Source organism: Niveibacterium sp. 24ML (assembly GCF_026586805.1).
Lineage (GTDB): Bacteria > Pseudomonadota > Gammaproteobacteria > Burkholderiales > Rhodocyclaceae > Niveibacterium.
This window is the reverse complement of sequence record NZ_JAPFHA010000002.1, coordinates 24,980-49,714: the sequence shown is the minus strand read 5'-3', so window position 1 is coordinate 49,714 and position 24,735 is coordinate 24,980. Positions and strand designations below refer to the sequence as shown.

26 protein-coding genes are annotated in these 24,735 nt (G+C 65.3%); 12 read left to right on the top strand and 14 right to left on the bottom strand.

Annotated features, from left to right (window positions below; genetic code table 11):
• Nucleotides 1-65 precede the first annotated feature (65 nt).
• The gene (hisH, locus tag OPU71_RS01840; protein WP_267724421.1) at nt 66-698 is read right to left on the bottom strand and encodes an imidazole glycerol phosphate synthase subunit HisH; all 633 of its coding nucleotides are present in this window, start codon (nt 696-698) and stop codon (nt 66-68) included.
• 10 nt (nt 699-708) lie between these two features.
• Nucleotides 709-1,296 carry an imidazoleglycerol-phosphate dehydratase HisB gene (gene hisB / locus OPU71_RS01835; protein WP_267724419.1) on the bottom strand — a complete coding sequence of 196 codons (588 nt, stop codon included), beginning with the start codon at nt 1,294-1,296 and terminating at the stop codon, nt 709-711.
• Between the two features lie 126 nt (nt 1,297-1,422).
• Here hisB and hisC point away from each other — a divergent pair, with 126 nt between their 5' ends.
• The gene (gene hisC, locus OPU71_RS01830; protein ID WP_267724416.1) at nt 1,423-2,487 is read left to right on the top strand and encodes a histidinol-phosphate transaminase; all 1,065 of its coding nucleotides are present in this window, start codon (nt 1,423-1,425) and stop codon (nt 2,485-2,487) included.
• Nucleotides 2,488-2,560: 73 nt separating this feature from the next.
• Here the strand turns inward: hisC and hisD are convergent, their stop codons facing one another.
• Genes hisD through OPU71_RS01770 form a run of 12 tightly spaced genes read right to left on the bottom strand, consistent with a single transcriptional unit; the run spans nt 2,561 to nt 11,492 of the window.
• Nucleotides 2,561-3,847 (bottom strand): histidinol dehydrogenase, encoded by a 1,287-nt coding sequence (gene hisD / locus OPU71_RS01825; protein ID WP_267724875.1) that lies wholly within the window; start codon nt 3,845-3,847, stop codon nt 2,561-2,563.
• A gap of 14 nt (nt 3,848-3,861) precedes the next feature.
• On the bottom strand, nt 3,862-4,509 hold the full coding sequence (gene hisG / locus OPU71_RS01820) for an ATP phosphoribosyltransferase (RefSeq protein ID WP_267724414.1): 648 nt from the start codon (nt 4,507-4,509) through the stop codon (nt 3,862-3,864).
• A gap of 1 nt (nt 4,510) precedes the next feature.
• Nucleotides 4,511-5,761, bottom strand: coding sequence for a UDP-N-acetylglucosamine 1-carboxyvinyltransferase (gene murA, locus OPU71_RS01815; protein WP_267724412.1), 1,251 nt, complete (start codon nt 5,759-5,761; stop codon nt 4,511-4,513).
• Between the two features lies 1 nt (nt 5,762).
• Nucleotides 5,763-6,020, bottom strand: coding sequence for a BolA family protein (locus OPU71_RS01810; RefSeq protein ID WP_267724410.1), 258 nt, complete (start codon nt 6,018-6,020; stop codon nt 5,763-5,765).
• Between the two features lie 40 nt (nt 6,021-6,060).
• The gene (locus tag OPU71_RS01805) at nt 6,061-6,831 is read right to left on the bottom strand and encodes an ABC transporter permease (protein ID WP_267724408.1); all 771 of its coding nucleotides are present in this window, start codon (nt 6,829-6,831) and stop codon (nt 6,061-6,063) included.
• The gene (locus OPU71_RS01800) at nt 6,828-7,727 is read right to left on the bottom strand and encodes an ABC transporter ATP-binding protein (protein WP_267724406.1); all 900 of its coding nucleotides are present in this window, start codon (nt 7,725-7,727) and stop codon (nt 6,828-6,830) included. The genes OPU71_RS01805 and OPU71_RS01800 overlap by 4 nt, the downstream gene beginning before the upstream one ends.
• Nucleotides 7,724-8,029 (bottom strand): STAS domain-containing protein, encoded by a 306-nt coding sequence (locus tag OPU71_RS01795; RefSeq protein ID WP_267724404.1) that lies wholly within the window; start codon nt 8,027-8,029, stop codon nt 7,724-7,726. The genes OPU71_RS01800 and OPU71_RS01795 overlap by 4 nt, the downstream gene beginning before the upstream one ends.
• The gene (locus tag OPU71_RS01790) at nt 8,026-8,670 is read right to left on the bottom strand and encodes an ABC transporter substrate-binding protein (protein ID WP_324256023.1); all 645 of its coding nucleotides are present in this window, start codon (nt 8,668-8,670) and stop codon (nt 8,026-8,028) included. Before OPU71_RS01790 ends, OPU71_RS01795 begins: the two co-directional genes overlap by 4 nt.
• The gene (locus OPU71_RS01785; protein ID WP_267724402.1) at nt 8,667-9,422 is read right to left on the bottom strand and encodes a VacJ family lipoprotein; all 756 of its coding nucleotides are present in this window, start codon (nt 9,420-9,422) and stop codon (nt 8,667-8,669) included. The genes OPU71_RS01790 and OPU71_RS01785 overlap by 4 nt, the downstream gene beginning before the upstream one ends.
• Nucleotides 9,422-9,895, bottom strand: coding sequence for an outer membrane lipid asymmetry maintenance protein MlaD (gene mlaD, locus OPU71_RS01780; RefSeq protein WP_267724400.1), 474 nt, complete (start codon nt 9,893-9,895; stop codon nt 9,422-9,424). The genes OPU71_RS01785 and mlaD overlap by 1 nt, the downstream gene beginning before the upstream one ends.
• The gene (gene mlaE / locus OPU71_RS01775) at nt 9,892-10,689 is read right to left on the bottom strand and encodes a lipid asymmetry maintenance ABC transporter permease subunit MlaE (RefSeq protein WP_267724398.1); all 798 of its coding nucleotides are present in this window, start codon (nt 10,687-10,689) and stop codon (nt 9,892-9,894) included. The genes mlaD and mlaE overlap by 4 nt, the downstream gene beginning before the upstream one ends.
• Nucleotides 10,686-11,492, bottom strand: a complete 807-nt coding sequence (locus OPU71_RS01770) for an ABC transporter ATP-binding protein (protein ID WP_267724396.1) — start codon at nt 11,490-11,492, stop codon at nt 10,686-10,688. The genes mlaE and OPU71_RS01770 overlap by 4 nt, the downstream gene beginning before the upstream one ends.
• Nucleotides 11,493-11,654: 162 nt before the next feature.
• Between OPU71_RS01770 and OPU71_RS01765 the strand changes: the two genes are divergently transcribed.
• The 11 genes from OPU71_RS01765 to OPU71_RS01715 are packed head-to-tail and all read left to right on the top strand — an operon-like array spanning nt 11,655 to nt 24,707.
• Nucleotides 11,655-13,064 carry a sigma-54-dependent transcriptional regulator gene (locus OPU71_RS01765; protein ID WP_267724394.1) on the top strand — a complete coding sequence of 470 codons (1,410 nt, stop codon included), beginning with the start codon at nt 11,655-11,657 and terminating at the stop codon, nt 13,062-13,064.
• Nucleotides 13,065-13,067: 3 nt separating this feature from the next.
• Nucleotides 13,068-14,504 carry an ExeA family protein gene (locus OPU71_RS01760; RefSeq protein WP_267724392.1) on the top strand — a complete coding sequence of 479 codons (1,437 nt, stop codon included), beginning with the start codon at nt 13,068-13,070 and terminating at the stop codon, nt 14,502-14,504.
• A gap of 17 nt (nt 14,505-14,521) precedes the next feature.
• Nucleotides 14,522-16,300, top strand: coding sequence for a pilus (MSHA type) biogenesis protein MshL (mshL, locus tag OPU71_RS01755; RefSeq protein ID WP_267724390.1), 1,779 nt, complete (start codon nt 14,522-14,524; stop codon nt 16,298-16,300).
• A complete protein-coding gene (locus OPU71_RS01750) occupies nt 16,297-17,502 on the top strand; it encodes a tetratricopeptide repeat protein (protein WP_267724388.1) in 1,206 nt (401 codons plus the stop codon). The genes mshL and OPU71_RS01750 overlap by 4 nt, the downstream gene beginning before the upstream one ends.
• Before the next feature lie 4 nt (nt 17,503-17,506).
• Nucleotides 17,507-19,219 carry a GspE/PulE family protein gene (locus tag OPU71_RS01745; RefSeq protein WP_267724385.1) on the top strand — a complete coding sequence of 571 codons (1,713 nt, stop codon included), beginning with the start codon at nt 17,507-17,509 and terminating at the stop codon, nt 19,217-19,219.
• Between the two features lie 13 nt (nt 19,220-19,232).
• Nucleotides 19,233-20,435, top strand: coding sequence for a type II secretion system F family protein (locus OPU71_RS01740; RefSeq protein ID WP_267724384.1), 1,203 nt, complete (start codon nt 19,233-19,235; stop codon nt 20,433-20,435).
• A 4-nt stretch (nt 20,436-20,439) separates the two neighbouring features.
• On the top strand, nt 20,440-21,975 hold the full coding sequence (locus tag OPU71_RS01735) for a hypothetical protein (protein ID WP_267724382.1): 1,536 nt from the start codon (nt 20,440-20,442) through the stop codon (nt 21,973-21,975).
• Complete coding sequence (locus OPU71_RS01730) at nt 21,972-22,565, top strand: hypothetical protein (protein WP_267724380.1); 594 nt, start codon at nt 21,972-21,974, stop codon at nt 22,563-22,565. Before OPU71_RS01735 ends, OPU71_RS01730 begins: the two co-directional genes overlap by 4 nt.
• Nucleotides 22,562-22,936, top strand: coding sequence for a hypothetical protein (locus tag OPU71_RS01725; RefSeq protein WP_267724377.1), 375 nt, complete (start codon nt 22,562-22,564; stop codon nt 22,934-22,936). The genes OPU71_RS01730 and OPU71_RS01725 overlap by 4 nt, the downstream gene beginning before the upstream one ends.
• The gene (locus OPU71_RS01720; RefSeq protein WP_267724374.1) at nt 22,933-23,991 is read left to right on the top strand and encodes a hypothetical protein; all 1,059 of its coding nucleotides are present in this window, start codon (nt 22,933-22,935) and stop codon (nt 23,989-23,991) included. The genes OPU71_RS01725 and OPU71_RS01720 overlap by 4 nt, the downstream gene beginning before the upstream one ends.
• Nucleotides 23,988-24,707 carry a type II secretion system protein gene (locus OPU71_RS01715; protein WP_267724373.1) on the top strand — a complete coding sequence of 240 codons (720 nt, stop codon included), beginning with the start codon at nt 23,988-23,990 and terminating at the stop codon, nt 24,705-24,707. Before OPU71_RS01720 ends, OPU71_RS01715 begins: the two co-directional genes overlap by 4 nt.
• Nucleotides 24,708-24,735: the final 28 nt, after the last annotated feature.

Here is a 24,735-nt window from a genome sequence, read left to right as displayed (position 1 = left end):
GATCGGCGCCGTTCGGCGAAGCGAGTCGAACAGGAGCGCCCGTTGAAAATCAGCAGCAAGCTCGGTCAGGGATTCCAGCGGACAAAATTCGACAGCAATCTCAAGCCTGCCGAAGCGCTCTTTTCCGGGTGAAACTGGGTCGCGAAAATATTATCCCGCGCCACTGCACTGGTAAAGGCAATGCCGTACTGCGTAGACGCCACCGCATCGGCAGCATTGCGCGGCGCACAGTAATAGCTGTGCACAAAGTAAAAACGCGCGCCGGCTTCAATACCCTCGAACATCGGATGCGCACGCGCGGCGTCGACACGGTTCCAGCCCATGTGTGGAACCTTCAGGTGACTGCCGTCCGCCGCCGTCATGGCAGACGAAAAGCGCGGCACATCGCCGGCAATCAAGGCCAAGCCGGCGGTGTCGCCTTCCTCACCATGATCAAACAGCATTTGCATGCCAACACAGACGCCCAGAAAAGGCTTCGTGCGCGAGGCGCGTTCGACCGCCTCACGCAGACCGCGCGCAAGAAACTCGCGCATGCAGTCGTGCAGCGCGCCCTGCCCCGGCACCACCACGCGGTCAGCAGCGTCCAGCACCGCCGGGTCTGAGGTGACGATGACCTGCGCAGCCGGCGCAACATGTTCAAGTGCCTTGGCGACCGAGCGCAGGTTGCCCATGCCGTAATCGACGATTGCGATTTTCATGGCGACGCGCTCAGAGCGAGCCCTTGGTCGACGGCATCATGCCCGCAGCACGCGGATCAGGTGTCGTCGCCATGCGCAGCGCGCGGGCAAAGGCTTTGAAGATGGTTTCGCACTGGTGGTGCGCATTGCGCCCACGCAGATTGTCGATGTGCAGGGTGACGCCAGCGTGGTTGACGAAGCCCTGGAAGAACTCGAACACCAGTTGCGTATCCAGTGCGCCGATCATGCCGGCGGTGAAATCACAGTGCAGTTCCAGACCCGGACGGCCAGAGAGGTCGACAACCACCCGCGACAAAGCTTCATCCAGCGGCACATAGGCATGGCCGTAACGGGTCAGCCCCTTCTTGTCGCCCACTGCCTTGGCAAAAGCCTGACCGATGGTGATGCCGACATCTTCCACCGTGTGGTGGCCGTCGATATGCAGATCGCCCTCGCACTGCACATCCAGATCAATCAGCCCATGACGGGAGATCTGATCGAGCATGTGATCGAAGAATCCGATGCCGGTTGCGAGATTGGACTGGCCTGAGCCATCCAGGTTGAGCCGCACGGTGATGCGCGTCTCAAGCGTGTTACGGGTGACTTCGACTTGCCGCATGGCTTGCTGTCGGGCGCTGATGCCCGCTGGGGGTTGGGATTGAGGGGGGCATGATAGCATTGCCCCGCTGCGCCGCAGCACTGTTGCAGACCTGCCACTACCCCTTCCGACTACCCGCAAAGACCCATGAGCCGCTTCTGGAGTGATGTCGTTAAAGGCCTGACGCCGTATGTGCCGGGCGAGCAGCCCAAGCTGGCCAACCTGGTCAAGCTCAACACCAACGAAAACCCCTACGGGCCCAGCCCGAAGGCGCTCGCCGCGATTGCCGCAGAAGCGAGCGACGCCCTGCGGCTCTACCCGGACCCGAACGCCGACCGCCTCAAATCGGCGATTGCGAGCTACCACGGCATCCGGCCAGCGCAGGTGTTCGTCGGCAACGGTTCGGACGAAGTGCTGGCGCATGTCTTCATGGCCTTGCTCAAGCACCCCGCGCCGCTGCTCTTCCCGGATATTTCCTACAGTTTCTACCCGGTGTATTGCGGGCTCTACGAGATCGAAGCAGGCATTGTGCCGCTCGATGCTAACTACGAGATCCGGGTCGACGACTACATCGGCCGCGCCAACGGCGGCATCATATTCCCGAACCCGAACGCGCCAACCGGCCGCCTGCTCGCGCTGAGCGAGATCGAACGACTGCTGCAGCACAACACCGGCTCGGTTGTCGTTGTCGATGAAGCGTACGTGGACTTCGGCGGCGAGAGCGCGATCGCGCTGATCGACCGTTACCCGAACCTGCTGGTGGTGCAGACGCTGTCCAAGTCACGCTCGCTCGCTGGCTTGCGGGTCGGCTTTGCCGCCGGACACCCCGAACTGATCGAAGCGCTCGAACGCGTCAAGAATAGCTTCAACTCCTATCCGCTTGATCGCCTCGCGATTGCCGGTGCGGTGGCCGCCTACGAGGATGAAGAGTACTTTCAGGCCTGCTGCGCGAAGGTCGTCGCGAGCCGTGAGCGTCTGAACGACGCGCTCGCCGAATTGGGATTCAAGGTGCTGCCCTCAGCCGCGAACTTCGTGTTCGCGCAACACCCGCAGCACGACGCAGCCGAACTCGCGCGGCAACTGCGCGAGCGCAGCATCATCGTGCGCCACTTCCGCCAGCCAAGAATCGACCAGTTCCTCCGCATCACGATCGGCACCGATGCGCAGTGCGACGCACTGATCGATGCGCTTAAGGAAATCGTCGCGAACTGAATGCGCTGCAGCGGCCAAAAGCCGCAGCAAGCAGACAGTGGAACAAGGCGCCGCTCGTGATGAGCGGCGCCTTTTACTTTGCTTCGACCCGCAACTCAGCAGAACGCGCGTGCGCCTGCAAGCCTTCGCCGTGCGCCAGGATCGACGCCGTCTTGCCCAGACGCTGCGCGCCTGCCTTGGACATGCGGATCACTGAACTGCGCTTCTGGAAGTCATAAACCCCCAACGGCGACGAGAAACGCGCGCTGCGCGAAGTCGGCAGCACATGGTTCGGGCCGGCGCAATAGTCACCCAGCGCCTCGACCGACCAGTGGCCGACGAAGATTGCGCCCGCATGGCGGATTTTCGCGACGAGCGGGTCTGCCTCTTCGACCGACAATTCAAGATGCTCGGGTGCGATGCGGTTGGCGATCTCGCAGGCTTCATCAAGATCGCGCACCTGAATCAAGGCGCCACGCTTGTCGAGCGAGGTGCGAATCGTTGCGGCGCGCGGCATGGTCGGCAACAGTCTGTCGATCGAAGCAGCCACCGCATCGAGGAAGGCGGCATCGGGGCACAGCAGGATGGATTGCGCCATCTCGTCGTGTTCGGCTTGCGCGAACAAGTCCATCGCCACCCAGTCCGGGTTGCCACAGCCGTCCGAGATGATCAGCACTTCAGACGGGCCGGCGACCATGTCGATCCCGACGGTGCCGAACACACGGCGCTTGGCCGCTGCGACGTATGCGTTACCGGGGCCGACGATCTTGTCGACCTGCGGAATGGTTTCGGTGCCGTAGGCCAACGCCGCCACCGCCTGCGCCCCGCCGATGGTGAACACGCGGTCTACGCCAGCCACTGCCGCAGCGGCGAGCACCAGCGGGTTCTTCTCGCCGCGCGGCGTCGGCACCACCATGATCAGTTCGCGCACGCCCGCCACCTTGGCCGGGATCGCGTTCATCAGCACCGAGCTTGGGTAGCTCGCCTTGCCGCCGGGCACATAGAGCCCCGCACGATCAAGCGGCGTGACCTGCTGGCCCAGACGGGTGCCGTCAGCCTCTTCGTATTCCCAGCTCGTCAGCGGCTGGCGCTCGTGGTAAGCCCGCACCCGCGCCGCAGCCTCTTCCAGCGCGCTGCACTGCGCCGCTGGCAAGCCCGCCAGTGCGGCCTGCAGCTCGGATTTCGGCAGTTCAAGCTGCGACATCTCGGCCGCGTCCAGCCCATCGAAGCGGCGGGTGTAGCCCAGCACCGCGAGGTCGCCGTCGCGGCGGACTGCAGCAAGGATTTCGCTCACCGCATGCTCAACCGCCTCGTCGGTGGCGGCCTCGAAGGCCAACAGGCGATTCAAACGCGTGTCGAAGTCAGCGCTGGCGGAATTCATGCGCAGGATGTCTGTCACTTCACGGCTCCGGCAAAAGCGTCAATAACCGGCTGCAGGATCGCGTGCTTCATTTTCAGCGATGCCTGATTGACGATCAGACGCGAGCTGATCGCCATGATTTCTTCTACCTCGACAAGGTGGTTCGCGCGCAAGGTACCGCCGCTGGAGACCAGATCGACAATCGCGTCGGCAAGGCCAACCAGCGGTGCCAGTTCCATCGAGCCGTAGAGCTTGATCAGATCAACATGCACGCCTTTTTGCGCAAAGTGGTCGCGCGCCATCTGGATGTACTTGGTCGCCACGCGGATGCGTGCGCCCGGTTGCACCGCAGCGGCGTAGTCGAAGCCCTCGCGCACCGCCACGCACATGCGGCACTTGGCAATCTGAAGGTCGACCGGTTGGTACAGGCCGGCACCGCCGTGCTCGATCAGCACATCCTTGCCCGCGATGCCCAGATCGGCTGCGCCGTACTGCACATAGGTCGGGGTGTCACTGGCGCGCACGATCAGCAGGCGGACATCGGGCCGGTTGGTATCGATGATCAGCTTGCGCGATTTCTCCGGATCATCGATCGGCGCGATGCCTGCTGCCGCGAGCAGCGGCAGCGTGTCTTCGAAGATGCGCCCTTTCGAGAGCGCAAGGGTGATGCCTTCAAACGCCATCTCAGCTCACCCGCTTCACAGTCGCGCCGAGCGCGCCGAGCTTCTCTTCCAGCCGCTCGTAACCACGGTCGAGGTGATAGATCCGGTCGACCAGGGTTTCGCCTTCCGCCACCAGCCCGGCGATGATCAGGCTGGCCGACGCGCGCAGGTCGGTGGCCATCACGGTCGCACCCTGCAGTTTGTCGACGCCGGTCACCACGGCGGTATTGCCGTCGATCTTGATGTTCGCGCCGAGGCGAATCAGCTCGACCGCGTGCATGAAGCGGTTCTCGAAAATCGTTTCGCGGATGATCGCAGTGCCTTCAGCGACCACGTTGAGCGCCATGAACTGCGCCTGCATGTCGGTCGGGAAGGCGGGGTACGGCGCGGTACGCAGACTCACCGCCTTGAGGCGGGAAGGCGCCTTGAGGGTGATCGCGTCGCGTTCGGAACCGACTTCGCAGCCGGCATCGATCAGCTTGTCGACCACCGCGTCGATGTAGTTGGTGGTCGTGCCGGTGAGGCGGATGTTGCCGCCGGTGACGGCCGCCGCACACAGGTAGGTGCCCGTCTCGATGCGGTCCGGCATGATGCGATGCGTTGCGCCGTGCAGCTTCGCGACGCCGCGGATGCGGATCACGTCGGTGCCGGCGCCCGAAATCTGCGCCCCCATGGAGACGAGGCAGTTGGCCAGATCGACGACTTCCGGCTCGCGCGCGGCGTTCTCGATCACGGTTTCGCCTTCCGCGAGGCAGGCGGCCATCATCAGGTTCTCGGTGCCGGTCACGGTGACCATGTCGGTGAAGATGCGCGCACCGCGCAGCTTGCCGCCCTTGGCATCGATGTAACCGTGCTCGACATGAATCTCCGCGCCCATCGCCTGCAGGCCCTTGATGTGCTGATCGACCGGCCGCGCACCGATGGCGCAACCGCCCGGCAGCGAGACCTTGGCGTGGCCGATACGCGACATCAGCGGCCCCAGCACCAGCACCGCGGCACGCATGGTCTTCACCAGCTCATACGGTGCGAGCGGGTTGTCGAGCCCCTTGGCATCGAGCGTCACGGTATCGCCGTCGCGTTCGATCTTGACGCCCATCTGCGCGAGCAGCTTGAGCATGGTGCCGATATCGTTCAACCGCGGTACGTTGGTCAGCACCAGGGGCTCGTCGCTCAGCAGCGCCGCACACAGGATAGGCAGCGCGGCGTTCTTGGCGCCGGAGATGGCGACTTCGCCAGAGAGCGGGCGACCGCCGGTAATCAGGAGCTTGTCCATATTATTCGCCGAGCTCCTTGCGGAATGCGGCCCATTGTTCGGGGGTGTAGGTCGTTAGTTGCAGCGCGTGGATTTCATTGCCCATCAAGGCGCCTAGCGTGGCGTAGACCGCCTGGTGCTGGCGCACCCGCGGCTTGCCTGCGAACGCAGCGCTCACAACGATGCCGGAAAAATGCACACCATCGTCGCCTTCGATCTGGATGAACTCGCAGGGCAGGCCTTGTGTGATGAGGCTCTGGATTTCTTCAGCTCTAAACATGGTTCTCAATCATTCATGGCGAGCGGCAAGCCGCATCGCCTTAGCCGCGCAGTTTGTAGCCTGAGGCGAGCATGCGCAGGGTCAGCGCCGCCAGCAGGCCGAGAAAGACCGATACGATCGCAAGGCTCAGCCAGGGCGAGACGTCGGAAACGCCAAAGAAGCCGTAGCGGAAACCGTCGATCATGTAGAAAAACGGATTGAAATGCGAGACCCCGTACCAGAACGAGGGCAGCGAATGCACCGAGTAGAACACGCCGGCCAGCATGGTCAGCGGCATGATCAGGAAGTTCTGGAAGCCGGCAAGCTGGTCGAACTTCTCGGCCCAGATGCCGGCGATCACGCCCAGAGAACCGAGGATGGCGCCGCCCATGATCGTAAACACCACCACCCACAGGGGGGAGGTCGGCAGCACCAGCACGAAGAACAGTGAAGCGAGCCAGACCCCAAGCCCCACGGCCACGCCGCGCAGCACCGAGGCCACGACATAGGCGAGGTAGAACTCGCGGTAGGAAATCGGCGTCAGCAGCACGAAGACGATGTTGCCGGTGATCTTGCTCTGAATCAGCGAAGAGCTGCTGTTGGCAAATGCGTTCTGCAGCACCGCCATCATCACCAGCCCCGGCACGAGAAAGGCGGTGTACTCGATCGCGCCGTAGACGGTCACATGCGCTTGCAGCACATGCGAGAAGATCATCAGGTACAGCACGGTCGAGAGAACCGGCGCGCCGAGCGTCTGGAAGCTGACCTTCCAGAAACGGAGGAATTCCTTGTAGAGCAGCGCGCGAAAAGCGGCAAAGGACTCAGGCGTCATCCAGCCCTCCGCATCACATCGACGAACACTTTTTCCAGATCGGGCTGGCCGACCTCGAATTCGCTGATCTGCACGCCCGCACTGCGCAAACGCACCAGGCGCTCGGCGAGTTGCCCGTAGTCTTCCGACGAGAACACCCACCAGTCGCCGTCACGCTCGGGCGGTGCGCCGCCCAGGTCAGCCGGCAATACGCCTTCGACCTTGACGCGCAGCGTGTGCCCATCGACGGCGCGCAACAGGTTCGCCGTGTCATCCAGCGCCACCACGCGCCCGGCCTTGAGCATTGCGATGCGGTTGCAGAGGGTCTGCGCCTCTTCGAGGTAGTGAGTGGTGAGCACGATGGTGTGGCCCTGCTCGTTCAGCTTGCGCACGAAGGCCCACAAGCCCTGCCGCAACTCGACATCGACGCCGGCGGTCGGCTCGTCGAGCACGATGACCGGCGGGCGATGAACCAGCGCCTGCGCCACCAGCACGCGGCGCTTCATGCCGCCGGAAAGCTGGCGCATGTTGGCGTCTGCCTTGCGCGTCAGATCAAGATTGGCGAGCAGCTCGTCGATCCAGTCATCATTGCGCCCCAGCCCGAAATAGCCGGACTGCAAGCGCAGCATTTCGCGCACGGTGAAGAAGGGGTCGAATACCAACTCCTGCGGCACCACGCCAAGCATCCGCCGCGCGACACGGTAATCGTCGACCACGTCGAGCCCCATCACCGCGATGCGGCCTTCGCTGAGCCTGACCAAGCCGGCAAGCGCGGAGATCAGCGTGGTTTTGCCGGCGCCGTTAGGGCCGAGCAGGCCAAAGAATTCGCCGGGCTGGATTTCGAGGTCGACACCGCCAAGCGCCCGCACGTCACCGTAGGTCTTGACGGCCCCGCGAACCGCGATCGCGGCGCTCATGTTGCAGGGGCGTCCAGCGGCAGCAGGTCGCTCAGGTCGTAGAGCGAAGCGAGCGAGCGCAACTGTTGCGGCACACCCTCAAGTCGCAGGCTGCGGCCACTCGCCCGGGCCGCCCGCATCCAGGCCAACACGACGGCGATCGCAGCGGAATCGACCGCGGTTACCCCCGAAAGGTCGATCACCCGCCCACTGCTGCACTCAATCTGCCCACAGAGCGCGCGGCCAGCGTCGAGCAGGCCCGCCGCGGTCTCCATCGTGATCCTGCCCTCGATCTTGAGGCGATCGCCTTCCTCGCGAATCATTTCTTGCCCGTAGCCTCGGCCGGGCCAGCGTTCTGCGTGTTCTTGCCGCGCAAAGACTTGACCAGTCCGTCAATGCCACCCGCCTTGATTTCGGCGCCGAAGGAATCGCGATAGTTGGTGATCAGGCTGACGCCAGCGACCGCCACATCGTAGACCTTCCAGTCTTCGCCCTTCTTGTACAGGGTGTAGTCGACCGAATCCGCCGGCGAGCCTGCCTTGCGAACGTCCGATCGCACCGTCACTTCGGTGTCTTCGGGCTTGAGCTTGAGCGGCTTCACGGTGATCTCGTAGTCCTTGAAGCGCACCACCGCATTGGCGTAACTGCGCACCAGCAGCGTGCGGAACTCGGTTGTCAGCTCGCTCTTTTGCGTAGGCGTGGCACTACGCCAGTCACGCCCGACCGCCAGCGCCGTCATGCGCGAAAAATCAAAGTGCGGCAGAACCTTCGCATCCACCAGCGCCAGTACCTTGCTCATGTCGCCGGACTGGATCGCCTTGTCCTGACGAACGATGGTCTGCACATCGGTTGCGACACCACGAATCAACTCGTCCGGCGCCGGCCCTGCCAGGGCGGCAGCGCTGAGCAGCAGGGCAGAGAGCGCGGCTGCGCCACGGGCCAGGCATTGCGGCATCAACTTCATGGATTCCCTTTCACGGCCGCATCCGGGGCGGCTTCAGTCGATTCATCCCAATAATCATCTTCTTCCTTGGGGCGCGGCGGGTTGCCGTCGTAGACGAGGCTCTGCCGACGCTGCAGGTAGAAATTGCGGATGAAGGCATATTTATCAAGCGCCGCCTCATCCAGCGCCTTTTCCGCGCCAAGCAGGGCGGCGCGGTCGTTGATCAGTTCGAAGCCGGTCAGCGTGTTGCGAATTGCAACGCGCTCGATCACCAGGTGGCGGCCCGCGAAGGCGTAGTCCACCGGCAGCGCGGCCGTATCGCGAACCGTGCTGGGGCCGTAGAAGGGCAGCACGAGATAGGGGCCGCTGGGCACGCCCCACTTGCCCAAGGTCTGACCAAAGTCTTCGTTGTGGCGCTCAAGCCCGAACTCGGTCGCAACGTCGATCACGCCCAGAATGCCAAAGCTCGAATTGAGCGCGATCCGCCCGACATCCGAAACGGCGCTGACCAGCTTGCCCTGCAGCAAGTTGTTGATCGCATTCGGAATGTCACGAAAGTTGTTGATGAAGTTCGTGAAGCCGACCTTCACCGGCAGTGGCGCCACGAAATCGTAGGCTTGCGCCAGCGGCTTGAGCGCAGCGCGGTCGAGCCCGTCGTTGAAGCCGTACATGGCCCGGTTGAAGGACTCGGCCGGATCATCGGCCGACTGCGCCGCAACCGGCGTCGCGGCGACGGCAAGGCAGCAGGAGGCGAGCAAGGCCAGGCCGCGCATCACTTGGCGCCCGAGGCGCCCTCCGATGCCTTCTCGAACAGGAAGCGGCCAATCATGTCTTCAAGCACCATTGCCGATTGCGTCTTGCTGATCACATCGCCCGACTTCAGGTTCTGCTCGTCGCCACCCGGCTTCAGGGCAATGTACTGCTCGCCAAGCAAGCCTGCGGTATTGATCGTGGCAAACGTATCGCGCGAGAAGGTGTAGCGACTATCCACGTTGAGCGTGACCGTCGCCTGGTACTTTTCAGTGTCGTAGTGGATGCCCACCACCCGCCCGACCAGCACGCCAGAGGCCTTGACCGGCGCGCGCACCTTGAGCCCGCCGATGTTGTCAAAGCGCGCCTGCACCTGATACGGCGTCTCGATCTTCTCACCGCCAAGATTGCCCACCTTGAGCGACAGGAACAGCACCGCCGCCACGCCAATCAGGGTGAAGACGCCGACGCCAAGGTCTACCGTCGAACGATTCATGAAAGCTCCCGGAACATGAACGAGGTCAGCACGAAGTCGAGCGCAAGCACTGTCAGCGCCGAACTGACCACGGTGCGCGTGATCGCCCGCGAAATGCCCTCGGCGGTCGGCACACAGTCCCACCCCTCGAACACCGCGATCAGCGAAACCGCCACGCCGAACACAAAACTCTTGATGACACCGTTCAGGATGTCATAGCGAAAATCGACCGCCGCCTGCATCTGCGACCAGAACGAGCCGGCATCGACACCGATGAGCACCACGCCGATCAGCCAACCGCCGAAAATGCCCATCGCAGAGAACAAGGCGGCCAGCAGCGGCATCGCGATGACGCCGCCCCAGAAGCGCGGCGCCACCACGCGGGAGATCGGGTTCACCGCCATCATGTCCATCGCCTTGAGCTGCTCGGTCGTCTTCATCAGCCCGATCTCTGCCGTCACGGCGGTGCCGGCGCGGCTCGCAAACAGCAGCGCCGCCACCACCGGGCCGAGTTCCCGCACCAGCGACAAAGCCACCAGCGTACCGAGCGCATCGCTCGAACCGAAGCGCTGCAGTGTTTCAAAGCCCTGCAGGCCGAGCACCAGCCCGACGAACAAGCCGGACACCGAAATGATCAGCAGCGAGAGCACGCCGCTCATGTAGATCTCGCGCATGGTCAGCGAGCGGAAGCGGCGGACACTCTGGCCTGAAAACGCGAGCAGGCCGAAGAAGAATCGCACCGCGAATCCAAGGCGCCAGACCGCATTGACGATCAGCGCCCCAAGCCGCCGCAGCAGATCGCTTATCGCTTTCATGCGCCCTCCCCGCCCAGCAAAGCCGTGGCGTAGTGATTGGAAGGCACATGAAAGTGCACCGGCCCCTCGATTTCGGAATGCACGAACTGATGCACATACGGGTCGGTCGAGGCGCGGATTTCGTCTGGCGTACCCTGCGCGACGACGCGCCCCTCGCCAATGAAGTACACGTAGTCGACGATCTCGAGCGACTCGACGACATCGTGCGTCACCAGAATCGACGCCGCGCCCAGCGCATCGTTCAAGCGCCGGATCAACTGCCCGATCACGCCAAGCGAGATCGGGTCCAGCCCGGCAAAGGGCTCGTCGTACATCATCAGCATCGGATCAAGCGCCGTCGCCCGCGCCATCGCGACGCGGCGCGCCATGCCGCCCGACAGCTCGCTCGGCCGCAGCTTTGCGGCACCGCGCAGGCCAACCGCGTGCAGCTTCATCAGCACCAGATCGCGGATCAGTTCCTCAGGCAATTCGGTGTGCTCGCGCAGCGGGAACGCCACGTTGTCGAACACCGACAAGTCCGTGAACAAGGCGCCGAACTGGAACAGCATCCCCATGCGGCGGCGCAGACGGTACAACGCTTCGCGCGGCAGCGATGCCACATGCTGACCATCGACCAGCACCTGCCCCTCACGCGGCCGCAACTGCCCGCCGATCAGCGACAGCAGCGTGGTCTTGCCAGAGCCCGAACCGCCCATGATTGCCACAACCTTGCCGCGCGGCACGACCAGGTCGACGCCACGCAGAACCTGGCGGCCCTGGTAATCAAAAGTGACGTTGCGGACTTCGACAAGCGCGTCGGACACGGTATTGGCGGGGGAAGCGAAAGGGCATGGATTTTAGCAGAGCGCAGACGCGCCACCGACGAGCGATGCCGCGACGCAACATCTCTTACACTTTTTTCTGCCTCGCCGGGGAGATGAAGTCGGTCTACACTCGCAGCTGTCCGAATTTCGACAGCCAAGCCAGTGCCTGACACCAACCGCCCACTCTTACTGCTTGTCGACGACGACCCCTCCATCGTTGAAACCCTGGCCTGGGCATTCGAGCCCGAGTTCGACACGCTTGCCGCAGGCTCACGCCCGGAAGCCATTGCCCTGGTCCGCAATAGCACGCGCCCGATCGACGCCGCCCTCGTCGACCTGGGCCTGCCGCCGGCCCCGCATCGCCCGGACGAGGGTCTCGCCCTTGTCGGCGAGCTGCTCAGCGCCGCCCCGGAACTGCACATCGTCGTGCTCTCCGGCCAGGATGCCCTCGCCAGCGCCCGCCATGCCCGCGCGATCGGCGCCTTTGAATTCCACGCCAAACCCGCCTCACCGCCGCTGTTGCGCGACGCCCTTCTGCGCGCCGTGGGCCACACGCGCAACGCGCGCGCGCAGAAGCCACAACGTATGCGCCTGGTCGGCGAATCGGCGCCGATGCAGGCGCTGCGGGCTCAGTTGCTGCGTCTGGCCGACGCCCCCTTCCCGCTGCTGCTCGAAGGTGAATCCGGCACCGGTAAGGAAGTCGCGGCCCAAGCCCTGCACGAAACCAGCAACCGGGCAAAGAAACCCTTCGTTGCGGTGAACTGCGCCGCGATCGCGCCCGGCCTGATCGAGGCCGCGCTCTTCGGCCATGCGCGCGGGGCCTTCACCGGCGCAACCGGTGCGCGCGCAGGGTTCTTCGAAGAAGCGGGCGACGGCACCCTGTTGCTGGACGAGGTCGGCGAACTGCCGCTGGACCTGCAACCGAAGCTGCTGCGCACGCTCGAAAACGGTGAGTACCTGCGCGTGGGCGAGACCACCGCACGGCGCGCCAGCGCCCGCATCATTGCCGCCACCAACCGCAACCTTCGCGAAGAGGTCAAGGCCGGGCGTTTCCGCGCCGACCTCTACCACCGCCTCAGCGTGCTCAACCTGCAGATGCCGCCGCTGCGAACACTCGGCGACGACCGCTTCGTCCTGCTGCAACACTTCCTGCCGCTGCTGGCGGCCGAATCCGGATTGCCGCCCTTCACGCTTGGGCGCGACGCCAGCGCGCTGTGGGGCGACTACAGCTTCCCCGGCAACGTGCGCGAGCTGCGCAACATCGTGTTGCGCCTCCTGGCGCGCTATGCCGGCGAAACGGTGGCGCGGGTACAACTGGCGGCCGAGCTTGACCTCGACCCCGCGCTGCGAGCAGCCGACGAGCCGCTGCCGCCGGACATCCTAGGCGAGGGCTTCTCGCTCGATGAAGCGATGCGCCGTACCGAGCGCCGCTACATCGAATCAGCGCTGGCCAGCGCGCGCGGCAGCATGTCGCAGGCGGCGCGGCTGCTCGGCATTCACCGCACCACGCTGTACGGGCGCATCAACGTCCTCGGGCTCAAGATGCCCACCGGAGATGGCCGTGAGGAATAGGCCGTGAGCAGCACCCTCTACCTTGAACATTTCGGGCTTGATGAGGCGCCCTTCCGCATCACCGCCAACCCCGACTACTTCTTTGCCGGCGCAGAGCGTGGCGCCACCCTCGAAGCCCTGCTCTTTGCGCTGCGCTTCGAGGAAGGCGTGCTCAAGGTCACCGGCGAAGTGGGCGCCGGCAAGACGATGCTGCTGCGAATGCTGCTCGAGAAACTCTCGCCCGAGACCCTGCCGATCTGGCTGGCAAACCCTTCCTTGCCGCCCGATCAACTGCTGCGGACGATTGCAACGCAAATAGGCGCCGCGATCGACGAGAATCCCGATACGGGCATGCTCGACGCAATCCAGCAACGCCTGATTACGCTCTACGGCGAAGCGCGACGCATCATCCTGCTCGTCGACGAAGCGCACGCCATGCCCGCAACCTCGCTGGAACAGGTGCGCCTGCTCTCCAACCTTGAAACGCCACGCCACAAGCTGCTGCAAGTCGTGCTCTTCGGCCAGCCGGAACTCGACCAGCTGCTGGCGACCGATGCCCAACGTGCGCTGCGCGACCGCATCACCCACCATTTTCAGCTGGCACCGCTCACCACGGCCGAAACCCACGCCTACATCTACCACCGCCTGCTGGCCGCCGGCCACCGCGGGCGCCCACCGTTCTCAACCCCGGCCATGTCGGCCATCGCGCGCAGCGCAAAGGGCCTCACCCGCCGCATCAATGTGCTGGCGGACAAGGCCATGCTCGCCGCCTTCGCGGCCGGCAAGCACGACATCGGCCTGCGCGAGGTACGGCTTGCCGCGCGTGACGCCGCCATGCCTGATCCGCTTGCGCTTCGCTCGGCAAGCCTTGCGTTGCTGGCACTGCTGCTGCCAGCCGCCCTCGGTGCATGGTGGTGGCAGCGGCAGCCGGCGCCTGCTCCTGCGCCCGGCCCCGGCGTGCTGGCCCACCCCACCGTCCCCCACGCCCCGCGCGCTCAGCCCCCGGCCGCACTCGCAGCGCCCGTCGCTCCCGCGCCTTTTGCCGACATCCTGGGCGGCGCGATCGCAAACCGGCTTCAGGCGTCGCGCAACTGGGTCAGCAGCACCGACGGCAAGCGCTGGACGATCCAGATCGGCGCCGCGGCCCCGGACAAGGCGCGCGGCCTCGAAACCCTGATTGCCAAAGCGGAGTCCATCGCCACGGACATTCCGGTGCACCTGTATGTCGCGCCGGGCAAACCGATCGGGCGCATCGGCGTCGTCTGGGGTGACTTCGCCAGCGCCGCCGAAGCCCGGCAAGCACTGGCCAGCGCGCCAGACTGGTTGCGCAACGACCGCCCCTATGTCCGCCCGCTCGCGAGCATCCGCCCGGCGCGGCCCCAGGCCATGCCTGCCAAGGCCGTGCCGGTCGCCGCAGAAGCGAATTCAGTTAAGATGAGATCTGATCCCACCGCCCCATAGGACGCCGCACCCTGCCCATGACGCGACGAGCAGACTTTGCCCTTGCCTCGATGGCCGCACTGCTTTTCACGGGTTGCGCCCAAAACCCGGTCGTGCCCGACGGCGGCAAACACCTTTCGGCCGGGCCAGCCACTGCCACCGCGCAAACAGCCCAGGCGCCAATTCCAGACCCCGTCCCGCAGAGCTTCGCGCTCCCGCGCCCAAAGACCGGCGCGCGCACCGAAACCCACTCGGTGGTGGTACACAACGTCAAGGTCCAGGATCTGCTCTTCGCGCTGGCGCGCGACGCCCGTATCAATATCGACGTACACCCCGGCATCGCCGGCACGGTCACGCTCAATGCACTTGACCAGACCCTGCCGCAGTTGCTCAACCGCATCGCCCGCCAGGTCGACATGCGCTGGGAAACCCAGGGCGACACCCTGATCGTGATGCCGGACGCGCCCTTCCTGCGCAATTACAAGGTCGACTACGTCAACATGAGCCGCGACACCAGCGGCAGCGTGTCCACAGCCACCGAAATCTCGACCGGCGGCACCGGCATCAGCGGCCAGGGCGGCATCGGCGCGCGTTCGAGCGGCGGCAGCGACAACGGCTCACGCTCGAAGGTCGACAACACCTCGCGCCACCGCCTGTGGGAGACCCTGGTGCAGAACGTGCGCGACTTGCTGCGCGAAACCGACAAGCTGGTCGACGTCGAACCCGACGAAGCGCCCGCTGCGGCCATCGCCGCCGCACCCGGCAATGCCCGCGCAACCACGCCAGCGCCGGCAGAAGAGACACCGCGGCGCGCATCGGTACGGTTTCGCGAAGCGGCCTCGGTGATCGCCAACCCGGAAGCGGGCGTCATCACCGTGCGCGCCTCGGCCCGCCAGCACGAGAAAGTCCAGTCCTTCCTCGACCGCGTGCTCGAAAGCGCACGTCGTCAGGTGCTGATCGAAGCCACCATCGCCGAAGTCGATCTTTCGCAGAACTACCAGCAGGGCATCGAGTGGAGCAAGCTGAACCTCTCCGGCACCGGCTTCCAGGTGGTGCAGCAGGCCATCGGCAAGATTGCCGCGCCGCCATCCAGCCTGATCGAACTGGGCTTCCTGTCGGCGGGCGGCAGTTTCAACGGGTCGGTCAAGCTGCTCGAATCCTTTGGCACGGTGAAGGTGCTATCCAGCCCCAAGGTTTCGGTGCTCAACAACCAGACCGCGGTGCTCAAGGTTGTCGACAACACGGTGTACTTCACCATCCAGTCAAACACCAACCAGAACCAGAACCAGACGGTCACCACCTACACCACCGAAGTGCATACGGTGCCGATCGGGCTGGTGATGAACGTGACGCCCGAAATCGGTGACAACGACACCGTCACCCTGAACGTGCGCCCCAGCCTCTCGCGCATCGTCGGCAAGGTGACCGATCCGAATCCAGCCCTCAAGCTGGTCGGCATCACCAACGAAATCCCGATCATCCGCTCGCGCGAAATGGACTCGGTGATCCGCGTCGAGAACGGCAACATCGCGATCATGGGCGGGCTGATGGAAGACGCGATCGATCTGAACAAGGACACCGTGCCGGTGGCCAGCAGCGTGCCACTGCTCGGCGCGCTGTTCCAGAACCGCAACGACACGCGCAAGAAGACCGAACTGGTGATCCTGTTGCGGCCAACGATCGTCCGCCGCGCCAGCCTGGAAGGCGATTACCGCGACTTCCGCGATGCCTTGCCCAAAGATGACTACTTCAAGGGCGAAGCCGGGCCGAGCCTGCTCAACCTTGAGCAAATACCCATGGCGGCAGGCGCGAAGTGAGCTTGTTGATCGACGCGCTTCGCAAGGCCGAAGCCAACCGCCAGCAAGGCAACAGCGCAGCCACCACGGCGGCGGAAGTGGCCGAAGCACTGACGCTGGCGCCGATCGATCTCGACAGCGCAACGCTCCCGCCGGCACAAACGCCACCGCGCGCCACACCCGCCAGCAGCCAGATCGAATCGCCGCCGCCACGCCATGCGCTGCCCTCGGCCAGCGCCACCGCGGCCGCCGATGAAGCGGCGCGGCGCAATGCGCGCCAACTCTTCGGCAGCAAACCGCGGCAGCGCGTATCGCCTACCTGGTGGGTGGCGGGCGCCGGGCTCGTCGCGGCCGGCTTGGGCGCTGGCTATGTGTGGATGCAAACCCAACCGCGCAGCCTGGCCATGCCCAACATCGGCAACCGGCCTGCGGTCGCAGCCCCCCTCGCGCTCGACGACGCCACCGCGGCCGGCCCGGCTGCCCAAGCGGACAACAGCACCCGCCTCACCCCGCCCCCGCAGGCCGCTGCCCCGGTGCCCGGCATCGAGGCCCCGCGCCGCCCCACGCGGCGCAGCACGCCGATCAGCGAAGCGGATAACCAGGACGCGGAAGGGGCGATCAAACTGCGCACAGGCGCCGGCACCCAGCGCTCGCCAGCCGCCACCGCCATCGATCTGGCCTATGCGGCCTACGAGCGCGGCGATCTGCCGCTGGCGCGGGCGGCTTACGAAGACGCCCTGCGCAGCGATCCGCGCGCGTCCGACGCCATCAACGGCCTCGCCGCCACGGCACTGCGGCAGGGGCGCGCGGCCGAAGCCGAGCAATTGTTCAGCCGTGCCCTCAAGAACAATCCGCAAGACCCGGTCGCACGCGCTGGCCTGCTTGCCCTAGGGCGCGAAACCGATCCGCTGGCGGCCGAAAGCCGGCTCAAGCTCGCGGCTGGCGAACAGCCGGATGTCGCCAGCAACCACTTCGCGCTGGGCAATCTGCAGGCCGCAGGCGGGCGCTGGCACGATGCGCAGCAGGCCTACTTCAAGGCGGTGACGCTGGAGCCGGACAATCCGGACTTCCTGTTCAACCTGGCGGTGGCGCTCGACCGGATCAACCAGCCCAAGCTGGCGCGCCAGTACTACGAACGCGCGCTGCAGGCGGCCAACAACCGCCCCGCCGCCTTCAACCGCGACGCCGCACTGCGGCGGGCCCAGTCACTCACCCCCCAGTAAGCCGATGAGCGATCCGCTGACGCTGAATCGACAGCCCCTCGGGCAGCTCCTGATCACGCAGGGCCTGCTCGGCGAGGACCAGCTGCGCATCGCGCTGATGGAACAGGCGCGGACCAATCAGGCGCTCGGCAAGTTGCTGATCGAGCTGGGCTTCGTCACCGAGAGCACGCTGCGCGACGCGCTCTCGCAAACGCTCGGCAAACGGGCGGTGGATCTGTCGCGGGCGATTGTCGACCCGATCGCGCTGAGCCTGGTGCCGCAAGACCTGGCCAAGCGCCACCGCATGCTGCCGCTCTCGTTCGATGCGCACGGGCGCTCGCTGACGGTTGCGGTCTCCGACCTCGACGACATCGTCGCGCTCGACAAACTGCGCAGCGCGCTGCCGGACGACATTTCGATCGAGACGCTGCTGGCCGGCGACTCGGAGATCGTGCGCGCGATCGACCAGCACTACGGCTACGAGCTTTCGATCGACGGCATCCTGCACGAAATCGAAACCGGCGAAGTCGACTTCCGCAGCCTCTCGTATTCGGGCGACGAGTACAGCCAGCCGGTGGTGCGCCTGGTCGATGCGCTGCTGGCCGATGCGGTGAAACGCGAATCCTCCGACATCCACTTCGAGCCGGAAGCGAACTTCCTGCGCATCCGCTACCGCATCGACGGCATGCTGCGGCAGATCCGCGCGCTGCACCGCTCGTACTGGGCGGCGATGGCGGTGCGGCTGAAGGTGATGTCCAACCTGAACATCGCCGAGACCCGCGCGCCGCAGGATGGCCGTATCTCGATCAACATCAGCGGCCGCGCGGTGGACTTCCGCGTCTCGGCGCAGCCGACGATCCACGGTGAGAACATCGTGCTGCGGGTGCTCGATCGCCAGAAGGGCATCGTGCCGCTGGACGACCTGGGCCTGGCCGACGCACAGCTGGACATGCTCAAGCTGATGATCGCCCGCCCCGAGGGCATCATCCTGGTCACCGGCCCCACCGGCAGCGGCAAGACCACCACGCTGTACTCGATCCTTCGCCATATCAACGACGAAGGCATCAACATCATGACGCTGGAAGACCCGGTCGAGTACCCGATGGCGATGATCCGCCAGACCTCGATTTCGGAAGCCTCCAAGCTGGACTTTGCCAACGGCGTTCGCGCCATGATGCGGCAGGACCCGGACGTGATCCTGGTGGGCGAGATCCGCGATGCGGAAACCGCCGAGATGGCCTTCCGCGCCGCGATGACCGGCCACCAGGTGTATTCGACGCTGCACACCAACTCAGCGCTCGGCGTGATCCCGCGCCTGCTCGACATCGGCATCCAGCCAGACATCATGTCGGGCCACATCATCGGCGTGGTCGGCCAGCGCCTGGTGCGCAAGCTGTGCCCGTACTGCAAGCGCGCCCGCGCGCCCGAATCCTTCGAGCTGCGCCTGATGGGCATCGCGCCCGAGCGCGCGCCCGCCGCGATCCACGAACCCGGCGGCTGCACCCGCTGTGAATTCCAGGGCTTCAAGGGCCGCGCGGCGATCATGGAAGTGATCCGCATGGATGGCGACCTCGATGAGCTGGTGGCGCGCCGCGCAACCCTGCGCGAGATCCGCAACGCCGCGCGCGCGAAAGGCTTCCGCACGCTGGCCGAAGACGGCGTGCGGCGGGTGCTGGACGGCACCACCTCGCTTGCCGAACTTGCACGGGTGGTCGACCTCACCGACCGCATGAGCTGAGGCCCCGCCGCCCATGGCCGTTTTTGCCTACCGCGCAATGAACCGCACCGGCCGCGTGATCCGCGGCGAAATGGAGGCGATCAATCTGGTGGACCTGGAACTGCGGCTGCGCCGGATGGATCTGGACTTCATCAACGGCGAGGCCACCCGCAGCGGCATGGCATGGCGCCGCGGCAAGGTCCCTCGGCGCGAGCTGATGCACTTTTGCTTCCACCTCGAACAGCTCACCCGTGCCGGTGTGCCGATTCTTGAATCGCTCTGCGATCTGCGCGACTCAACCGTACACCCGCGTTTTCGCGAGATCGTCGCCGGCCTGGTCGAGAGCATCGAAGGCGGGCGCAGCATGTCGCAGGCGATGCAAGAGCACCCCAGCGCCTTCGATTCCGTGTTCTGCGCGCTCATTCGCGCAGGTGAAGCCACCGGCAACCTGCCCGAAGTGCTGGGCGCCTTGAACGAATCGCTCAAGCGCGAAGACGAACTCTCCAGCTACACCCGCCGTCTGGTCATCTACCCGAGCATCGTGATCAGCGTGATCCTGGGCGCCATCACGGTATCGATGGTGTATGTGGTGCCGGAACTGGCAAAACTGTTCCTCTCCACCGGGCAGGCCCTGCCGCTGCACACCCGCATCCTGATCTGGGTGTCGAATCTGGTCAGCCAGCACGGCTGGTGGCTGGCACTGGTGGCGGTCGGCATCGTGATCGGCCTGCGCCTGCTCGCGCTCAACCACCCCGGGGTTCAACTGCGGATCGACCGCGCCAAGCTTTCCGCGCCCTTGTTCGGCGAGGTCTATCGCAAGATCGTGCTGGCGCGCTTTGCCTCGCTGTTTTCGATGATGTACGGCTCCGGCATCGCCATCATCGATGCGGTTCACATCGCGCAGGATGTGGCCGGCAACAAGCTCGTGCAACGCGCGCTGGTCATGGTCGAACAACACATCGCCGAAGGCCAGAACGTGACCGCCGCTTTTGGCAAGGTAGGCCTGTTTCCGCCGCTGGTCACCCGCATGCTGCGCATTGGCGAGAACACCGGTGCGCTGGACAAGGCGCTGCAGAACGTCAGCTACTTTTATGAGCGCGACGTGCGTGAATCGATCGCGCGCCTGCAAGCCATGCTCGAACCCCTGCTCACGCTGCTGATGGGCGCGCTGCTGCTGTGGGTGATGATGTCGGTGCTCGGGCCGATCTACGACATCATCACGAAGATGAAGGTCTGAAGCGATGCTGCGCCACCTGCTCTACCTCGACGCAAGCGGCCTCTCGTGCTGGTACTGGCAGGCCCGCGCGCTCACGCCCGGCCCCAGCTTCCGGCCGGACGACGCCGGATACGCTGAGTTTGCCGGCTGGCTTGAAGATAACAAGGGCGGCTACTTCACCCTGCTCACCGACTGCGTGGAAGAGGGCTTCCAGGTCGAAACCACGCCCTACGTTGTCGGTGCTGACCGCCGCGCGCTGATCGCACGCAAGCAGAACCAGTTCTTCTATGGCTCACCCTACGCCAGCGCGGTCTCGCTCGGGCGGGAGCGTAGCGGCCGGCGCGACGAACGCATCCTGTTCGCCGCCCTGACGCGGCCCGCCCTGCTCGAACCCTGGATGGAGCGCCTGCGCGCGGCCGACGTCGTGCTCACCAGTATCACGTCGCCAGCGCTGTTGCTGGGCCATGCAATGCGCCACCAGGTGCGCGCCAATGCCCGGCTGCTGGTGGTCACCCGCACGCCGGCCGGTCTGCGGCAGACCCTGTTCGAAGACGGCAGCCTTCGGTTCTCGCGCCTCGCCACGACGGCCGAGTCCCACACCAGCGCGTGGGGCGCATCGATCCCCTTCGAAGTCCAGAAGACTTACCAGTACCTGGTCACGCAAAGGGCGCTGGCGCGCGGCACGCAGGTCGTCGTGGCGGTGATTGTGCACGGCAGCGATCTGGCGGCGGTGCGCAGCGCCTGCGTCGATTCGGATTCACTTCACTACCTTTTGCTCGATAGCGGTGAGCGTGCCGCCACCATCGGCCTGGCGACGCCGCCAGAGGATTCCGACGCCCTGCCGCTGCTGCTTCACACCGCAGCCACACACGGCGGCAACGCGCAGTTCGCCCCGCCCCGCGACCGCATGGCCTGGCGCTGGGCCATCGCGCAGCGCGTCACCCTGGCGTGCGGGCTGGTCGCGCTCGCCATCGGGCTGATGCTGGCAGGCAAGGCCGTGTTCGATACGCGCATGCTGCGTCAGTCGATCGAAGACACCTTGTTGGATGCGCAAAGCAACGAATTGCGCTATGAGCGCCTGCTCTCCACCATGCCCAAGCTGCCGGTGTCGCTCGACGCGCTGCAAGCGGGGATCGGCGGCATTGAACGCATCGATTCGCTCGCCGACGGCCCGGCAGACGCCCTGGTAAGGCTCAGCCGCGCGCTCGATCGCCACCCCGCCGTCACCGTCAAGCGCATCGAATGGAGCTTGGCCGCCGAGCAGGTCGACGAGGCATACCGCGCCAGCGCCGCCAGCCCTGCCAAGGCGGCTGCGGTGCGCGATGTCGTCACGCTGGAAGCAACGCTCCCCGCCAATACGCCGCTCAGCCAGCGCGAAGCGGTCCTGGCGATCAACGAGATCATCGAAAGCCTGCGGCGCGAAGGCGCCATTGAGGCCAGCGTCGTGCGCCTGCCCTTCGAATACACCTCTGACCGCACGCTGCGAAGCTCGGTCGGCGGCCGTGACCCCGACCCGCGCTTTGTGCTCAAGGCGAGCTATCCAGAACGGCGCGCCAAATGATCAACACGCCCTCGGCCCGTCGCTACCTCATCGCATTGGTCGCTGCCCTGGCCATGGCGGGCCTGGGTGCGGCCACCTTCAGCATTGCGCAGAAGGGCAGGCGCATCGCAGAACAGCAGCACGGCGAAGCGAACGCAGTGCGTGACCAGGTCACCGGCAAACTCAATGCAGCGCTGCGCGACGAGCCAGAAATCCGCCGTGCGCTGGGTCGATTCGAACAACTGCGGCAGTCCGGGCTGATTGGCAGCGAGCGGCGACTCGAATGGGCCGAGGCAACAACACGGCTGCGGCAGCAGCTCAAGGAGCCCGCGCTCGACTTCGAACTGGCGCCACAGCGCCCCTTGCCGAATGCCAACAACGAGTTGCCGCTTCAGGCAAGCACCATGACCCTGAGGGCGAGTCTTTGGCACGAAGGCGATCTGCTGCGAATGCTGGCCGTGCTGCGCGAGCAGCGCAGCGCAAGCGTGCTGCCGCGCCGATGCACGCTCGAACGCGAGGCGGCCGATGCCGGCGCGGAAGCCCCGCCCGTTAGCGTGGTTTGTGAGCTAGACTGGATTACGCTTGGCACGCCCGGCCCGGTCGCAAAATGAAACCCATCCTGATTCTCCCGCTCCTGATCTGCAACGCCGCGCTCGCCCAGGTGCCAGCGCGGCCAGACCCCGCCAGCCAGCTCGGGCGCCTGTTCAACACGGCCGAACAGCGTGCACGGCTCGACAACATGCGGGCACGCAACGTCGAACCCGGTGTGGCGAAAATCGAAACAGAACTCAGGCTGGACGGCATCGTGCGCACAAGCGACGGCCGCAGCACGATCTGGGTCAATGGCGAGGCACGCACCGACCGCGGTGCCGTGCAGTCCTTCACCGAACACAGCGCGCGAATCAATACCGGCGGCGGTCGTTCGGTCGAAGTGCCGGTAGGCAGCTCCATCCGCATGGTCGCCGACGACAGCTACCCGTGAAACGCGCCAGCGAAGACGGCTTTGCGCTACCGATCCTGCTGATCCTGCTCACCGCCGTCACCATCTTCGTCGCCAACCGCACCCTGCAAACCTTCGGTGGTTTCGATCTGCGCGCGAGCCTGCGAACCGACATGGCGCTGCGCAACGCTCGCCATGCGCTCATCCAGTACGCCGCCTGGGAAGATACGTCGCCCGGCAGCCTGCCCTGTCCGGATTTCGACAATGATGGCGATGCCGATCTGAACTGCGCATCGAATGCTGTCGGCCGATTTCCGTGGAAGACCCTCGGTGTCGAGCGCCCCTCGGACGGAAACGGCGAGTGCCTGTGGTATGCCATCTCGCCGAAGGCCCGCAACACACTTCAGGCCTACACGCGGGGCCCCGACGGCACGCAACCCGCCATCAACCCCAGCTATCAGGGCGAACTGAGCGTCCTCGATGCCTCCAGCGGTGTCAGCGCAGCGGCCATTGCCGTGATCGTTGCGCCCGGCACCGCACTGCAAGGGCAAAGCCGGACGGCAACTCCCGCATGCAGCAATGGGCCATCCTCTGCGTTTCTCGAAAGCCGTGCCGGCATTAGCAACGCCGCCGGCGGGCCGGCTTTCGTAACGAGTCGAGCAGATCCCAGTTTCAACGACCGCGTCCTCCCGCTGACTGCCGACGCGCTCTTCGTTCCGGTGCGCGCCCGCGTGGCGATTGAACTGGCCGGACGCACGCCCGCGGCAAACAGCGGTTTGCGCTACTTGTTCGCAGCCGGCAACGATGCTGGCAGCTACCTTGCAAGCGATGGCAGTGGCCGCCTGGCGCTGGATTTTCACGATCCACAGACGCTTGCAGCCTTCTCGCCACCGCTGACCGGTACCACCACTATCAAGGGCGCCTGCACGCACTACGATGCCGGCGGTAACCCCACCGCCGAGTGGTTGTGTTTCAACCGTTGGCTGGAATTCACCCAGTACACCCCTGTCGCGTCAGACAGCGCCCGGCTCGCTTTGGCCGGCTGGCAGACCGATTTCAGCATCACCAACCCGCCTCGCCTCAAGCGCACGCAATGAGAAAAGCGCCCAACTCCGCACACGCCAAGGCGCGTGGCTTTACTCTGGTTGAACTTGCCATCGCGCTCGCGGTGATTGCCATCCTCAGCACCAGTGTGCTGATGGCCGTTAGGGTGCAGACAACCCAGCGCCAGACCTCAGATACCCGCCTCGCGCTCGACGAAGCGCGCAGCGCGCTGCTCGCTTACGCGGCCGTCAATGGCAAACTGCCGTGTCCGGCACAAGGCGGTGCGCCAGGCAAGGGCCAGGAACTCGCACGAGTCGCCGGTCGCTGCCCGGCCATACGCGGGCTGCTCCCTTGGGAAAGCCTGGGCATCACCGCGATTGATGGATGGGGACGCCGCCTTGCGTACGTTGTGACCAATGACTTCGCGGAAGACGATCTGCTTAGGCTGGACACCCCGGGCAGCATCCAGATCGCCGCAGGTGGGGCAAGCCCGGCGCAGCTTGCAAGCGATGGCGCCGTAGCCGCGGCAGTGTGGTCGTTCGGCAGCAACGGCAGCTTTGGCACGAATACTGATGGCAGCCAGATCCCCCCCGACTCCAGCACCGGGGCGGATGAGCAAACCAACGGGAGTCTCACCGGCCAGATCGTGGTGGCTCGTGATCTGGCAGAAGACCCCGGCAGCGCAAATGGCGTATTCGACGATCAGGTCATCTGGATCTCGCGCTTCGTGCTGGTTGGGCGACTGATCGAAGCCGGCCGCCTGCCGTGACGTTTGTCACACTCGCTTGACGCACGTC